Here is a 16,782-nt window from a genome sequence, read left to right on the forward strand (position 1 = left end):
TTACTGGTTCTGCACCTTAACCGGCACATTGAAATCATCAACGTTAATATGCCCGAAACCGCCTGTCGAATGATCTACCACTTTAATGTAGAGCTCTTGGCCGATATACTGCGATGCATCCCAAATCTTCCGCTGATACTCCTCATAATTAGTGGCTGTCTCTTTGAACAGCTCTTTGCCGTCCGATGCCCGGACCAGCGCAACATACAGCTTATCGATATCACGCCCGCCGCTGACCAGGAAATTGAGCCTGCCGTTCCCGCCAAGAACGAAATTCTGTGATTTCAGCGTTCCCGTTAAGCTGTCACCGCCAGCTGCCTCATTGAAGCCCCACAAATGATAGCCGCCTTGAATACCGTCCAGCAACCATTATGGATATCCACGCTTTACCTCTTTTGACTTCTCTCATCAACGGGCCTCCTTAGTCATTTCTTATTCAAGCAAGCCTGCTACCAGATAGACTTCATTTCCCAAATCTCCATGGATTTAACCAACAGTTCGCCAGTCCCCCAGATTTCAAGCCCCAGAGCATCCATTCGGCTCGGATACACCCGGGTCGTCAGACTTTTCAAACCGTTGGCATAGACTTCAACCATGGAGCGGTCCAAATAGATATGCAGCTTCAGATTTTCTCCCAGGAGCTCCAGCTTGCCACCCTGAACCCCGCTGCATTTTTCTCCCGAATGTTGCGTTGTTTTTGACCGGTCGGCTACAAGCATGGAGTCATTCCAGTCATAATACAGCAACGTTTCTTCCTCTCCATCCGGCGACCGCCGAACTTTGATTCCGAGTTGTACCGCAGTGCTTGATTCCAGTTCCAGTTGAATCTCAAGCATATCGCATTGAACATCTTTAAGAAGATCATTGGCTTCCGCTAATGATTTCTTCTGAATTGATAGCAACTTCGCGCCGCGCAGCGACTCCAGCTCCTGAATCGGCTCAATGCCCAGCTGTCCATCCTCCCGCAGATACACGCTTAGCGGCAAGCCGCCGTTGTGGGCCCAGCCCGCCTGGTATTCCAGCTCAGATGTGCGGTCACCCTGCGCGATGGTAAAGACGATATTCCGGCCCGTCTTCGGATCAACCATGCCGCTCGGACCGGTGAAATGGAAATCGCCGACATCAATTAATTGAGGCTCCTCTTGATCTGGAAGGAACGAGAGACTCTGCTTGTCCAGCTGTCCAATCCAATAGAATACCTCGACATCTGCCCCCTTCCCCACAGGGCTGACCAACAGGAGATACTTGCTCACACCTTCTTTGTCACTACCCAGAGGGAGAAATACTGGAAGCTCCCAGATCGGTCCAAGATAAGGGAACTTCTGAATATCCGCTTCCATAAACGGCCCTTTGTACGTCCAGCTCAGCATATCCTGCGAGGTAAATGCCAGCGCTGCCCCGCCTCCACCTTCGGTTCCCGACCCGACCAAAGCATACCAGCCATCATCGTCCTTCCATACAAACGGGTCCCGGAAGTCTCCGAAAAGGCCCATTCCTTTTTTTTGTACGATAAGCGGCTCGGGATGTTTGATCCAGTGAACCAGTTCGGGGTCCTTGTCGAGGGAATAGGTGCTTCTGGCAAGCGCTACGCTCTGATTCGGGGAAGCACTGTCATTGCCCGCCGTAAAGAATAGGACCGGAAGGCCGTCTGCATCATAGGTCGCGCTTCCTGACCAAATCCCGTCCGGTGCAAGCTGATCCTTCTCAGGCGCCAAGGCAATAGGAAGATCACGCCAGTGCACCAGATCCTCGCTTACCCAATGTCCCCAGTGGATATGGTGAAAGTACGGCCCTTGCGGGTTATGCTGATAGAATAAATGATAAAGTCCGTCAAAATAAATAGGCGCATGCGGCTCATTCATCCAGTGGGCCGGCGGGCTGACATGATATTGCGGCCTGTGGCGGTCCGCCAGCAGGGGTGTACGGTCCAGCTTGATGTCATCATGTTTCACCTGCGGCTTGTCGCCTCCGTGCGCGGCCAGCACCTCCTGATAAGAAGCTGCTACCTCCTCACTGCTCAAGGCGCGGTTATATATCTTCAGCTCATCCATGATGCCGCCGAACATATGAAGGCTGAACGCCTCTACAAGCTTGCTGCTGTGATTGTTCCTGCCGATCAGCAGATCTTTGTCCACCGCCGCAGCCATGCGGCAACCGCGGGGCACAGCGGCTGAAGCGATCTCGCTGCCGTTAAGAAACAGCTTCATTGCTCCATCATTCCCGTTGAATACAGCATTAAGGTAAGACCACTCATTCTTCGGCAATTCATAGCCGTCCGGCGACCAGAGCTCCTTCCATTCTCCTCCCTCAAGCCCGATCTGGAAGGACCAGGAGCCATGCCGGAACATGCCCAGCAGGTATCCCTGTTTGACATCCTTATTGTGCCGGTTCACGATGGCCGCCAGCTTGCCTTCATATCCCCACTCATAGGTGCGCGGGGCAACCCAAACTCCGATACTGAGAGTTGAGAGATATTCAGGCTCCCCATTACGCTGTTCCCCATGGGCTGGATGGGCAATATATGTGGAGTAACCATCGAAGAGGAGCCCATTTCCCGATACCCCCTGTCTCCACTGCGGAGTAGACGGTTCGGTGAATTGCGCCTGGTTAAATACGTACTGGACGTCATCCAGGGTATCAGATACACTCTCTAGAGCACTTGCTCCGGTCTCTTCATCAAAGGCCCAGTACATCATTAGACCTTGCTTATCGATGATTCCGCTCATACCTTAACCCTCCCTGATCTCTGCTCTATGCTGCCTTCAGGCTTATAAATTGAATGAAGAGTATGGATATAAAGCGAGTTTAGCTCCGCACTCCCGGCCTCTGTGCTTATCCTTACATTATCAATCGGTTCATCAGGGAAAATCTGATCTGTCAGCGCAAGTATTCCATCATTCGCAAATACTTCTACCACACTACGATCCACCCAGATGCGCAGCTTAATAGTTCCATTCTCTGAAACTAATCTGGCACCATGCTTGCATGCAAATGACGGGTTGAAATCTGTCAGTCCCGATTTGGAACGGTCGATGAACAACCACTCGCGCTGAGGATCATATCCGATAATGGTCTCACTCTGCCCTGAGGAATCCAATTGGATATGAACCTCTTCTGCGGAACGGATATCGATGTTCACTTCAATCTCCAGCAGATCATCGTTAGTCATATGAATAAACGGAGTCTCCCGTGTAACCGTTACATCACTCCAGGATAGTGACTCTTTCCGCAACTCCTCTATTTCCCGGACAGGCATCTGAGTAAGAATTACAGTTCCATTCGTGCGGGCCAGCGATAATACGCGGGGGAGAGTCATTGCGCCTCGCCAGGAAGCAGTAGGTGTCTGGTTGGCATACCTCCAATTGTTCATCCATCCGATAATTATGCGCCGTCCGTCTTCATCCGGAATATCCGACCAGGAAACTGCCGCGTAATTATCCCGTCCCTCATCCAGCCACAGCACCGTATCCGGAGTATTCTCATTTACAAACTCCCTGCCATCAAAGCTTCCAATGAAGTATTGGGTTTTGGAGCCTTCCGGACAATCCGGATTGTCTCCGATACTGACGATCAATATCCACTTTTTCTGATTGAACCCGTCTATTGTTAATTCAAATAAATCCGGACATTCCCATACACCGTAGTGTGAGCCATCCGACTTGCCGAATTCGCTGGCATAATCCCATTCCTTCAAGTTAACCGACCGGTAAAAACGGATATGATCCTCACACGCAAGCACCATCACCCAGACACCGGCCTCTTCCATCCAGAAGACTTTGGGGTCACGGAAGTCTGTGATTCCGATATCGGACAGGATCGGATTTCCCGAGTATAACGTCCAGCTTCTACCTTTATCCTTACTGTAGGCCAGGCTTTGGCGCTGTCTCGGCCTGTCTGAATCCGGGTAGATATCTGCATGGGTGAATATAGCCACCAATCCCGACCCGCCATCAAAGAATCCGCTGGTGTCCTTCCAGTCCACAACTGCGCTTCCAGAGAAAATAGCTCCGTTATGATCCGGTGACATGGCAACAGGGAGTGTTTCCCAGTTCACCAAATCCTTGCTCACCGCATGTCCCCAGTGCATAGGACCCCATACGGTACTTTCGGGATGATACTGGTACATCAAATGGTACTCCCCTTCGAAATAGACCATGCCGTTAGGATCATTCATCCACATAGCCGGCGGTGAGTAATGGAATTGAGGCCGGTAAGATTCTTTGAACACATCCGTGCCCGTTGACTGAATCTGTTTTGTGACTTCCTTATAAGTTGGAATGGCCGGAATGGCTCCTTTCCGTGTCGTTACCAAAGCACCCACAGCGTTCGCAAATTGGATAATAGGAATCCAGTCCTGATCTCTGATCTGGCCGATGCTGCAGCCTCTCTCGAGCAGCTGATAGAGGAACCCGCCAAGAAATGCATCTCCCGCACCGGTAGTATCAACGGTATCAACTTTAAAGCCTGGCACATCCGCCCATTTGGAGCCTAAGCCGAACCTGACGAAGCACCCTTTTTCAGCCTTAGTCACCAGAATCACTTTCACCTTGAATCGGGTTTGAATTTGGCGGGTACCCTCTTCCAAAGCAGTGAGACCTGTAATAAACTCAAGTTCCTCTTCGGAGATTTTAACAATATCCGCAAGAGCAAGTCCTTCCTCGATCTTGGCCTTCGCCTCCTCCAAATCCCGCCAAAGTGCCGGTCTCAGATTGGGATCAAATGAAATCAGAGCTCCATTCTTTTTCGCATGAAGGCATGTGGTTAACGTGGCGCTCGCCGAAGGCTCATGGGTCATCGAGACAGAGCCGAAGTGAAATATTCTCGAACCCTCGATATAATTCAGATCAACATCCCCGATTCCCAGAAGCATATCCGCACCCGGGTTACGGATGAAGCTGAATGTACGGTCGCCATCTTCTTTGAGATGAACGAATGCCAGCGTTGTACTCGCATTCTTCTGCTTCATTAAGCCCTTTGTATCCACACCATTTCCCTGTAAGACCTGAGTAAGATATTCCCCGAACTGGTCTTCACCGACTTTACCGATAAATGCCGCAGATTTTCCAAACTTGGACAAAACTACAGCTACATTCGCTGGTGCCCCGCCGGGATTGCATTCAAATAGCTGTTCACCGTTCTCGGACAACCCTGCCGGTGTGAAATCAATCAGTACTTCTCCTATTGCTGTTATATCAACCATATGGTTCTCCACCCCTAATCCATCATTTATATATACGACTCTAATCCGAAAACATAGGTAGCAAGCCTGAGTGAAGGCTCTCAATCAGGCTTGCTACATGCCTTGCCTATCCTAATTTATTGCTTTTGAGCTGCAAGATAACGGTCATAACCGTCTTGGTATATCTTCATCAGATCCTCCAAGCCCATATCTTTAAGTGAAGCCAGGTAGTCATTCCATTCGGAGTCAGAGACCCCTTTTAACATGAATTTGGCACGCATGGAGTTCGTATAGGTTTGTATTTCCGGTTTCAGCTTATCGATAGTTTTCAACTCTTCTTCAGTAAAGAAGATGTTCGGATATTTCTCCTTTTGCATTTGCGGTACAAAAATATTTTTGATATCATCCATTCTTTGCTGCGCACGTGCTTCTGGAGGTGCAATGTTGGTGAAGTCTTCACCCGTGAACACGCCTCCTCCGCCCAGTGATACGGTTTGACGGAACTCACCCGGGTTGCTGATATCCGACTTCTGTACCAATTTGCCATCGGCAGATTTTTCAAACCATTCGCCAATAGGGCCCCAACGGACTTCAGCCGTGGTTTCCGGTTTGTATATCAAATCCAACCACGCCGCAACCAATGCAGGATTCTTGGCTTCTTTGGTAATGACCGAGCCTCCTCTGGAAAGTGCGGAGCCGCTGTTCCATTTAACAACCATATCTTTGAACGGAGGTACAATCGGATAATGTTCGTCACGTTCAGGACCCACTACGTCCGTACGGTCCCACCAGAGAAATGAGCCAAGAGTTTCCGGTTCCGTTTTCCCTTTTGCATAATATTGGGTATATTCTTGAGTGAACGATTCCTGATCAATCAAGCCTTCCTTTACCCATTTTGCGATCTCAGTTACAGCCTCTTTATATCCGTCTTGAACGGCCGCATATGAAACCTTGCCATTGTCCACATTTAAATGCTCCGCATAGGCGTTGTTAGCAGGCTGATAGGTTTTGTCTGGTACGCCGAAGGCTCCGAACAGATAACCGATATCCCCTGTCCAGAATGCATTGACGAAGGATAACGGAATTTCATCTGCTTTTCCATTGCCGTTAGGATCTTTGGTTTTAAAGGCAAGCAGTACATCATGATACTCTTGAAGAGTAGTCGGCATGTTCAGCCCCAGCTTTTTCAGCCAATCCTGATTGATATAGAGGAAATCCGGGTTAGATCCAATATCTTCTTGACCAGTGCCAAGCTCTTCACCCGCAGGAAGGGAATAAATATTGCCGTCCGGAGCTGTAACAATAGCTTTGATATCGGGTCTCTTGTCAAACAATGCTTTCAAGTTAGGCATGTGTTTGTCAATCAGATCATTTAGAGGTATAATGGTGCCGTCTGCACCGTATTTCATCAGCTCTGTATCTGTGAAGTTGGCTCCGAAGAACATCTCAGGCAAGTCGCCACTTGCTATGAGCAGATTCTTCTTCTCGTTGTAATCTGTCTCTACAATGGTGTCCCAGTCGATATGAACATTTGACGCTTCCTCAAGTTTTTTAGCCATGGTCATTTCGTTATAATCGCTTGGCGCCAGCGGAGCTCTGCGGGCAACCACCTTTAAGGTGGTTTTTTCTTTTAGAGGAAATTGAATGGATACACTGTCATCCACTTGATTTCCACTATTCTCTGTATTCGTACCTGCATTGCCATTACCGTTGTTGCTGTTACAGGCCGTAGCAAATACGGAAACGGCCATTACCACTGCCAATAGACCTGCAGCTTGTTTGTTCATTCTTCTTAACCTCCCTATTAAATCTGTTCATTACATCCTTCTTTGATCCGGGATAGACCAATCCCATTCTAATTCAGCCCCACAACACCTCCTTAACGACGGTTTGACAGGCCAGCTCTCACCCCTTCACCGAACCTACCATTACTCCTTTGACAAAATATCTTTGTAAGAACGGGTATAAGGCTAACAACGGAACAGCGGAAACGATAATCACACCGAACTTAATTAATTCTGTCACACGCTGTTTGGCCAGCATGTTATCAATATCCATAAGCATATTGCCGGACGGTTGGCTTTGGATCAGAATGTTTCGAAGAACCAGCTGTAACGGGAATTTATCACCATCACTCAAATAAATTAGAGCATCGAAGAATCCGTTCCATTGGCGTACAACTGCGAAGAGCACAAGAACTGCAATAATCGGTTTAGATAGAGGAAGAACGATACTCCATAAATATCTGAGATTCTTTGCTCCATCAATGGCAGCCGCCTCTCTCAATTCTTCAGGCAATTCCTCGAAAAATGTTTTTGCAATGATAATCAGGAAAGCATCCATTGCCCCCGGTAGAATGACCGCCCACATCGAGTTCATCAAATGCAGATCTTTTACAACCAGATATGTCGGAATAATACCGCCGTTGAAGAACATCGTGATGATAAAGAAGGTCATTATTACATTTCTTCCATAAAAATCTTTTCTTGAAAGCGGATACGCCGCCATGATGACAAGTGCTGTACTGACAAATCCATTCAGCACCGCGTAGAGAATAGAATTTTTATAGCCATTCCAGATTGAACTGTCGCTGAAAATTCTTTTATATCCGTCAAAGGTTATACCTTGCGGCAGAAGCCACACATCACCGGAATAAATCCTGTTCGGGTCACTGATGGAAGCGATCACTATGAAATATAGGGGATACAGAATCATTAAAGTGAAGCAGCCGAGAAACAAATAATTGATGATATCAAATACCAGATCTGATTTCGTTTTTCTCTTGAGCATGGTTTCTCTCCTCCTTCTAACAGGCGTTTCCCGCCTCTAAAACAAGCCCTTGCCGCTTATTTTCTTAGTTGTTTTATTTACAATTATTAGTAGTATCAGGTTAATTACGGAATTAAACAGTCCGATCGCTGCCGAAAAGCTGTATTCCGCCCGTTGAATCCCCACTTTGTATACATAGGTTGGAATAATCTCGGATGTAGCGACATTCAAATCCGTCTGCATAAGAAATGCCTTTTCAAACCCTACATTCATTAAATTGCCAACAGCCATAATGAACAGCACAATAATAGTAGGGGCGATACCGGGTAAATCAATATGCCGAATCCGATGCCACTTGGATGCACCATCCATAACCGCTGCCTCATGCAAATGCGGGTCGATCCCCGCCAGGGCAGCCAAGTAGATCACAGACGCAAACCCGGTTTCCTGCCATACGGAGGAGAATATGTACAGAGGCCTGAACCATTTTTCCTCTCCCATAAACATAATCGGTTCGCCGCCGAAGGCGGTTACAATATGATTCACCAAACCGCTGGTCGGGGACAGGAAAATGAACAGCATTCCGACCAAGACAACGGTTGAAATGAAATAGGGCGCGTAAATCGTAGTCTGAATGAATTTTTTCATCTTCTGCTGTCTTAATTGATTCAGCATAATCGCTACAATAATGGGAAATGGAAAAGCTATAGCCAAATTGAGCACACTTAGTAAAAGAGTATTTCCTACGATTTGTTTGAAATTGTATGATTCAAAAAAGCGTTGAAAATGTTCTAAACCCACCCACTCACTGCCCCAAACCCCTTTGGAAGCTACAAAGTCTTTGAAAGCGATTTGTACCCCATACATAGGCCAATATTTAAAAATTGTAAAATAGGCTACTGGGATTAAAATCAATAAGTACAATTCATAATTCTTTTTCATTTTCCCGAGCATGTATTTTCCTCCACCTCCAAAGTAAACGATTACGTAATCGACAAGACCTTTTTTTATAATTTTGTAAGCCCTCCTGCTTCTTGTGGCAAAGGTTAACATGCACTCCTATTATATAAAAAAATAAGTGTTTATTTTTTTATATAAATACACTTGCCATTCCCTGATTCTGAAGACAGGTAATCGTTTGCGTAATCGTTTTTATATTTTGATTTTATTTGTTTTTGAGAGCGTTGTCAATAATTATTCTTTTGCATGAATTTCTCCTTCCGATGGCTCAACAGCAGGTTCAACCTGATCAACAACGGACAGAGGAAAGCTCCCTGTCCGTTGGCAATTAGTACAGCGGAGACAATATCCCTGACCAGGGAGCCGCTATCAATGTTTGCTTGTAGACTCTGAGTACAATCACCAGCGGTGTGTATTTATGATTGAGTGTTCGAGTCTACAAACAGGTGATGCCGTAAATGCGGACTTTGGAGCTGATGGACATGTCGATCTCACAAAAAAAACTAGCACACTCCAAGATTGGTTTAGCGCTGGCTATACAGTATATGGATACGAAATGGACAAAGCTAGTAACTAAGCACAACGTAAAACAACGCCCCCTTTACGAAGAGGGGCGTTGTTTTCTTATCTAGTCCTAACAGATTTACCGGTTGTTTCTAAACAACGTTGTTCTGTGAAGAAAGAACGTTCCAATCTACATTAGGGTCAATAAGAAACCCTGAACGCTCCAAGCCTGTTTGAAAGAGTCTGAGTTGAAATTTAACGACTCATCAATGTACTTTGCTTTTTTAAAATGTATTAATATCTTTCAATCCTCACCCGCACCGGCTATACCCGCAATTCCCGCAGGTCTTACACCCCTCAATATTAATCAACGAGGCACTGCCGCAGGAAGGGCAGAGGTCCCGCGAAGCGGTAGCGTGGCTGTGCGCGTCATGACCGCCATGGCCATCGTTAGTAGCTGCCGCAGGAACCGTGGATTTCAGTTCGGCGCTCAGCGCCTCGTTGAAATCAAGCTCCAGTGTGGCGGCGATAGGCGCCGGGATATGGTCGTCATGGGCGTTGTTCAGCACATGGGTCTCCAGGGCTTTGGCTACGGCGTCGGCGATGGACTCGACGCGGTTCGCGCCGAAGCCGATGGCGCCGGAGCCGCCGATGCCCTTGAGGTGCTTGATCAGCAGGCCGACCTTCTCGCCGTGATCACCGTAGCGCAGGAACAGTGAACAGACGCGGCCGAGGGCTTCGGCCATGGCGAAGACGTCAGAGCCGGCCTTGCCGACGTTCAGGAAGATCTCAGCCGGGATGCCATCGAGATCGTTGATAGTGATATACGCCATACCGAACGGCGTGTTGATCTTATAGGTCGCGCCGCGCAGCACTTGCGGGCGCTTCTTGTATTGCTTATCTACTCCGCTGGCTGCTGCCTGCGGGCCGGGAGCTACTGCTACAGTTGCCGGAGCTGCTGATGCATTTTCTTTCTCCTCGGTTTCCTTAACTTCAACTTCTGCCGCAGCATCCTTCTTATCTTCCTTCTTCTTGGTCTCCAGTACCTGCACATCACGGCTGCCGTCACGGTAGATCGTTACGCCTTTGCAGCCCAGATCGAAAGCCATTTCGTACAGCTCGGCGGTCTCTTCCACTGTGAAGTCAGACGGGCAGTTCGCTGTCTTCGAGATCGAGCTGTCCACCCAGCGCTGGATCGCGGCCTGAGCGCGGATATGATCCTTAGCGGACAAATCCATTGATGTGACGAAGTAGTCCGGCAGTTCCTCTCCCGGATGGGCTTCCAGCCACTCCTGGGCAATCGGCACGAATTGCTCGTCATAGCCGAGACGGCTCTGGCGGAAATATTTGAAGGCAAAATACGGCTCGATGCCAGTAGATGTACCAACCATGGTTCCGGTGCTGCCGGTAGGCGCTTGGGTAATGACAGTCACGTTGCGCATTCCGTGCTTGCGGATGGATTCGCCGACCTCTGGGTAGACCTCGGTAATATTCCGCATGAAGCCGCTCTGCAAATATTTATCTGTGTCGAAGGCCTGGAACGCCCCCTTCTCGCCTGCAATCTCCGCAGAAGCCAGATAGGCCTCGCGGGCCATGAAGCCGTAGAGCTTGTCCAGGAACTCCAGCGATTCCGGGCTGCCGTAGCGGATATTCAGCTTGATCATCAGCTCAGCCAGTCCCATAGTGCCGAGGCCTACGCGGCGTTCGAGCTTCTGGTTGGCTTCATTTTCCGGGAAATGATACGGTGTCTTGTCGATAACATTGTCCAGGAAACGCACAGAATACCGGGTAGTTCTCGCCAGATCTGCCCAGTCCACATCATGCTTCTCTTCATCGTAGAACTTGGAGAGATTGACGGCGGACAGGTTGCACACGCCCCAGCCGGGCAGGCCCTGTTCTCCACAGTTATGGGCAACAATACCACCAGCGATCAGTGAGTGCGTTACAGGCTCGGTAATATCGTATACCGTCACAACCTCGCCTGCTTTGACACTAACGACCTTGGAGATAAACTTTTCATTTTTGCGGGAAGGTCTGGCAATGCGCTCCAGCGCCTCTTGTTTTCTGGAGATCAGCTTAAAACCGATCTTATTCTTGAATTCAAGAATGTTGTTGCCGCTTAAGATCAGCTCATAGAATCCGCCGCCCTCGTAGCTGCGTTCCTCGCCCGCGATAGTTGTATACGTAAATACAGCCTGATTCTTCTTCTCACGGTTATAGATGGAGCTGTTAATTCCGAAATTAAGCAGCAGCAATTGAACGCCTTGAAGCAGCTTCTTGGAAGCGGAGGTCAGACGAACGGAACGATGCATCTCGTCACGGTCATATACCGTTCCGTCTGCCGAGAACAATCCTTGCAGGAAGGCTACAACGGTCTCGCGTGAAGCAGTATATAGCGCGGCCGGAACCTCTTTGTCGGCGGCTCTGACCGCCTTGACTCCGAGTCTCTCAAGTTGTTCGCGGAACGATTTACGCCACCAATAAGCTTGTTTGGTGCCATTCGTTCTGTCGAATACCTTCGCACTCACACCAGTAATACGCTCGGCAGCATCAATAAGTGTTGGAATTACTTCGCTGTCTGCCTCTCCAAACACCATTCCGATGTCGCCGCGTTTGGACAGCCAGCCGTCACCTGTAAGCCAGCCCAGGAACCAGCCCCAATCCTCACCAAGTTCATCCTCAGCCGCGAACCCGCCCTCACCAGACTGCAAATATACACTATCTTCAGCACTCAGGTTCCGGGCCTCTTTCCAGCCAGAGTCAGTAAATAAGCGGTGTTCAGGCGTTACGGACAGCTCCACCCCATTTTGCAGCGATATCTTCAAGGTTTCTCTGGTGCCGGTTGGGAACACTGTAGCCCGTCTCATCTGTAGACCTGGGACTTCATAGCTTCTTCCGCCAACCACTTTGGCCTGCTCCACGAGTCTCAAATCGGTTCCCACCAGGAAGGATTCCGTTCCGACCTTCTTATATAGCTCTTCAATGGTTAAGAGACCGTATTCCGTTGCAATCCGGGTATCCGGGTGGAAGCACGGATTCGTACAAATAATCGGATTGAAATACCAGCTATTCGACATCTGATTATAATATTCCATGAAAACAACGCCCGGCTCTGCGGACTTCCAAGCCGATTCGATAATCGTATGCCAGATATCGCGTGCTCTGACGGTACGGTAAGGAATGACGCGGCGGTTATCTGCCTTCCATTTATCGAGATCGCCGTCCCAGAGGGTGTCGTAATCCGGGTCGGTGGTATCCGGGAAAACCAGCTCCCAGTCCAGATCCTCTTTGACCGCCTTCATGAAGCTATTACTTACGCATACCGACAGGTTGGCATTGGTAACCTGACCCATGGTCTGCTTCACGGTAATGAAGTCCAGCACATCCGGGTGCCAGTCGTTGATCATCAGCATCAGCGCGCCGCGGCGGCTGCCGCCTTGTTCAATCAGTCCGGTTGTATAGCTGAACAGGCCGCCCCAGGACACGGAGCCGCTGGAGGAGCCGTTCACCCCTCTGACGATAGCGCGGCGCGGGCGCAGCGAAGACAGATTAATCCCAACCCCGCCGCCGCGGGCCATAATCTCTGTCATCTCGGAGAGTGTCTCCATGATGCCGCCCCGGCTGTCTTTTGGCGATGGAATAACATAGCAGTTGAACAGTGTAAGCTCCTCGCTCGCTCCGGCACCCGCCGCAATCCGGCCGCCCGGCACAAGCTTCCAGTCATCCAGAATCGAGCGGAATTTGCCTGTCCACTCCTCCTGAAGCTCAGGAGTCTTCTCTACAGAGGCCATCGCTGCCGCGAGACGGTCCCACATCTCCTCCGGCGTCTTCTCGATGTTCAGCGTCAGCTTCTCCACATCCGACTGCACCAGCTCGCCGCTGCGGGTTCGAACCGTTACCATCCGGCCTGTACGCTCTACAATCTCGCCAACCTCCTTGGTCGGGAACTTCGGATCGTCCTTGGTCAGGACAAGCACCACATCGCCTACCTTGGCATTATTGCTGTCAGCGTCCTTCCAGGCATACCGGTCCAGGAATATTTTCTCGCTCAGACCCTCTAGACGCTTGTTGTGTTCCACTGTACTCAATAGCAAAACCTCCCGGGGATTAATAGGTCATGCTTCCGGCGGCTGGGCAGCCGCAGCCTGCTTGTCCTGCGGAAGCTCCTCTTGTCAATAACAAACAGCCGAAAAAATCCGCATACCAGCTAAATTTCATTCTTTTGTAACAATATATGGTGTGCGTTAACTTTTAAACTATACCACATGTTGTGGATAGCGGTCTTTTTTGAAAAAGCAGCCCCAGGCAGGAATAACGGAAAATCGGGAAAAGAAAGGCTCATTTCCTCCCTCTTTCTCGCTTTTTTGCAGACACCGGAACTGAAAGCTTTCAAGGCGGATTACAGCGTTCCTCTGTGAATTCCATACTCCTCTGGTTATGAAATCTCTCTGAAACGAGCATACTACTGCTACGCATTTCGATATGAAAACTGCGACGGAGGAGGCTGCAACATGACGCAATTATTCCGCAATTCCTTGCCCCAAGAGAAGGTAACTTCTGCGCCGCTGCTGCCTGTTCCTCTATCTTTTGAGCGCAACTGGCTGCATGATCTGGAATCTAGACTGGATAAAGGGGGGCCGTGGGGCGACTGGCGCTTATCCCGCCTTGCCGTGCAGGGAGAGCAGTCGGGCCTGGTTACCAGCTTCGATGAGCTGCAGTGTATGAAGCATCTGTCCGGGCTGTCTCCGCTTCCCCATCAGCTGGATACAGCGCACAAGGTGCTGTTCGAGATGTCTGGACGGGCGATTCTGGCCGATGAAGTCGGACTTGGCAAGACCATCGAAGCCGGGCTGGTGCTGAAGGAGTATCTGGTGCGCGGGCTGGTGAGCAAGGTTCTGATTCTAGTGCCGGCCTCGCTTGTCCTGCAATGGGTGCGGGAGCTGAATACCAAGTTCGGAATCTCTGCCGTAGCGCAAAAGAAAGCCTATTCCTGGGGCAATGACATTGTCGTCGCCTCGATGGATACGGCCAAGCGTGACCCGCATAAGGAAATGCTGCTGAGCCAGGAATACGACATGCTGATTATTGACGAAGCCCATAAGCTGAAGAACAAGAAATCGACCAATTACCTCTTCGTACAGCAGCTCCGCAAAAAGTACTGCCTGCTGCTCACCGCCACCCCCGTGCAGAATGATCTCGGCGAGCTGTTCAATCTGATCACCCTGCTGAAGCCGGGCCAGCTGGGGAATCAGGGCGATTTTGCTACCAATTTCGTGGTGGATAAGCGCCAGCCCAAGAACGAGGTCCAGCTTCGGGGCGAGTTGTCCAAGGTTATGATCCGCAACCGCCGGGGCGAAGGCCCGGTGAATTTCACCAAGCGCAAGGTGCGCAATATCCCCCTCACTCTCTCCGCAGAGGAGAAGGCGCTGTATGACGGCGTGACCGCTTTTGTCAAAGAACAGTATCAGGAGGCGGGCGGCAATCTCAGCAGTATGCTCTCCCTGGTCACGCTTCAACGTGAGGTGTGCAGCAGCCGGGATGCGGTGTTCGTAACGCTGGTGAATCTGATCAAGAAGCTGCCGGCCGATTCGCCGAAGCGCGAGCGGATGATGGGGCTGCTCCAGACGATCCGTACGGTCAAGACGAATACCAAGGCGGAGAAGACGATGGAGTTAATCCGTGAAATGAACGAGAAGGTGATCGTCTTCACAGAGTACCGCGCCACGCAGGAGTATCTGCTCCAGTATTTCCGTGAGCATGGACTGCAATGTGTGACGTACTCGGGCGGAATGAACCGCGGCAAAAAGGACTGGATGATGGACCTCTTCCGCGGACGCGCCCAGGTGATGATTGCCACCGAAGCCGGCGGCGAGGGGATCAACCTGCAGTTCTGCCACCATATGATCAATTTCGATTTGCCCTGGAATCCTATGCGGGTCGAGCAGCGGATCGGCCGGGTCCACCGGCTCGGTCAGGAGAATGATGTGGTCATCTATAACCTCTCCACCGAAGGGACCATTGAAGAGCATATCCTCCACCTGCTGCATGAGAAAATCAACATGTTCGAGATGGTCATCGGCGGGCTGGATGTCATTCTGGAGCGCTTCGAGCAGAAGGGCTCGCTTGAGAAAAGCCTGTACAAAATCGTTCTCGAAGCGGGCAGCGACGAGGAGCTGCGCACCGGGCTGGATACGATCGGCGATTCGCTCAGCGAGCTGACCCACGCCAAGCTGGATGATAGCGGGGTGCCTAACTGATGCTGACCCCTATTGAGGTGCGCAAGCAGGTCATGGATTATCTCGAAGCGACCGAATGCACCATTCTTGAATCCTCTCCGCTGCATGTGACGGTGAAGCTCTCCCCGCGCGCGGACCGGATGCTGACGGACCGCCCTTATTATTGGGGCTTCGTGGAGCGCACCGGCGTAGATCCCGAGACCCTCTCCTTCAGCTTCGTCTTCGACCCGCAGAAGTACGATGAACTGGCCGCGCAGGCCGCTGCACCTGCGGCCCGCCCGCGCGGCGCGGCCAGCCGCCCGGCAGGGGCGGGAGCGCCGCCGGGTCTGCCCGGGGCGGCGGATGCCGAAGCAGGGGCGGAGCTTGGCGCAGCGACGGGCGGAGCGCAGACTGAAGTGCCGGGCGGAGTGGTGCCGCCCGGGGTCTCGGCTGCGCCGGAGGACAGCATCCTCGCGCGGTACTTCGGCATCGTTCCGGCGCTGCCGCGCCTTGGGCCGGGGATGATCCGCCGCGAGGATGTGACCTACGGCAGCAAGCGCCTGCGGCAGATCTGGTCGGCGGCGCGTGACGAAGGCCGGTGCCTCCAGCTGTTCGAGGACCCTGGCCTAAGGCAGCGGACCACGCTGTTCTCGGCCGCCTACGAGCCATGGCTGGCAGTCTGCTACAAGGTCGAGATGACCTGTGACCTGAAGCGGGAGGAGCTGCATTTCATCGCGGTGTCGTTAACCTCCGGGCTGATTGTCCCGGACTTCGAGGCCCGGCTGGCCGGCAAGGAGCTGACGCCCCGGCTGCCGGAGAACATTCATGTCCAGCCGTTCGAGCTGGGGATTACGGACGGGGCCGACCGGCTGGAGGGATATCTGACCTCGAAGCTGGCGCTGCTGGATTACACCTGGGCGGAAGAAGCGCGTGAGCGGCTGGAGCTGGAGCTTAGCATCGTGGACATCTATTACGCGGAGCTGCTGAAAGAACCGGAAGAAGAGAAGCGCCTCGCCATCCTGGAGCAGTACAACCGCCGCCGCCAGGAGACCTCGTGGCAGTATGAGCCGCAGATTGCAGTTTCTGCCGTAACGTACGGATTGTTTCATCTGCGCAGCACATAGAATGCGACCTTGTCCGCTAAAAGCAGGCAAA

The 16,782-nt window shown here is 51.0% G+C and carries 9 protein-coding genes; 2 read left to right on the plus strand and 7 right to left on the minus strand.

Going from position 1 to position 16,782, the window contains the following annotated elements:
- The 7 genes from NSS64_RS17045 to NSS64_RS17075 all read right to left on the minus strand — a co-directional run bounded on the left by NSS64_RS17045 (position 1) and on the right by NSS64_RS17075 (position 13,500).
- A complete protein-coding gene (locus NSS64_RS17045) occupies positions 1 to 366 on the minus strand; it encodes a hypothetical protein (protein WP_341140906.1) in 366 nt (121 codons plus the stop codon).
- Between the two features lie 83 nt (positions 367 to 449).
- Complete coding sequence (locus NSS64_RS17050; protein WP_341140907.1) at positions 450 to 2,726, minus strand: GH32 C-terminal domain-containing protein; 2,277 nt, start codon at positions 2,724 to 2,726, stop codon at positions 450 to 452.
- Positions 2,723 to 5,200, minus strand: coding sequence for a PfkB family carbohydrate kinase (locus NSS64_RS17055; RefSeq protein ID WP_341140908.1), 2,478 nt, complete (start codon positions 5,198 to 5,200; stop codon positions 2,723 to 2,725). The genes NSS64_RS17050 and NSS64_RS17055 overlap by 4 nt, the downstream gene beginning before the upstream one ends.
- A gap of 116 nt (positions 5,201 to 5,316) precedes the next feature.
- On the minus strand, positions 5,317 to 6,966 hold the full coding sequence (locus NSS64_RS17060) for an extracellular solute-binding protein (protein WP_341140909.1): 1,650 nt from the start codon (positions 6,964 to 6,966) through the stop codon (positions 5,317 to 5,319).
- A 118-nt stretch (positions 6,967 to 7,084) separates the two neighbouring features.
- Positions 7,085 to 7,969 (minus strand): carbohydrate ABC transporter permease, encoded by an 885-nt coding sequence (locus tag NSS64_RS17065; protein ID WP_341140910.1) that lies wholly within the window; start codon positions 7,967 to 7,969, stop codon positions 7,085 to 7,087.
- A 36-nt stretch (positions 7,970 to 8,005) separates the two neighbouring features.
- Positions 8,006 to 8,902 (minus strand): ABC transporter permease, encoded by an 897-nt coding sequence (locus NSS64_RS17070; RefSeq protein ID WP_341140911.1) that lies wholly within the window; start codon positions 8,900 to 8,902, stop codon positions 8,006 to 8,008.
- Between the two features lie 821 nt (positions 8,903 to 9,723).
- Complete coding sequence (locus NSS64_RS17075; protein ID WP_341140912.1) at positions 9,724 to 13,500, minus strand: LAGLIDADG family homing endonuclease; 3,777 nt, start codon at positions 13,498 to 13,500, stop codon at positions 9,724 to 9,726.
- Positions 13,501 to 13,923: 423 nt separating this feature from the next.
- Here NSS64_RS17075 and NSS64_RS17080 point away from each other — a divergent pair, with 423 nt between their 5' ends.
- Both NSS64_RS17080 and NSS64_RS17085 read left to right on the plus strand, forming a co-directional pair.
- Positions 13,924 to 15,669 (plus strand): DEAD/DEAH box helicase, encoded by a 1,746-nt coding sequence (locus NSS64_RS17080; protein WP_340941854.1) that lies wholly within the window; start codon positions 13,924 to 13,926, stop codon positions 15,667 to 15,669.
- Positions 15,669 to 16,751, plus strand: coding sequence for a YqhG family protein (locus NSS64_RS17085; RefSeq protein WP_445667802.1), 1,083 nt, complete (start codon positions 15,669 to 15,671; stop codon positions 16,749 to 16,751). Before NSS64_RS17080 ends, NSS64_RS17085 begins: the two co-directional genes overlap by 1 nt.
- Positions 16,752 to 16,782 lie beyond the last annotated feature (31 nt).

It is taken from the genome of Paenibacillus sp. FSL H8-0122 (genome assembly GCF_038005345.1).
Lineage (GTDB): Bacteria > Bacillota > Bacilli > Paenibacillales > Paenibacillaceae > Paenibacillus_AQ.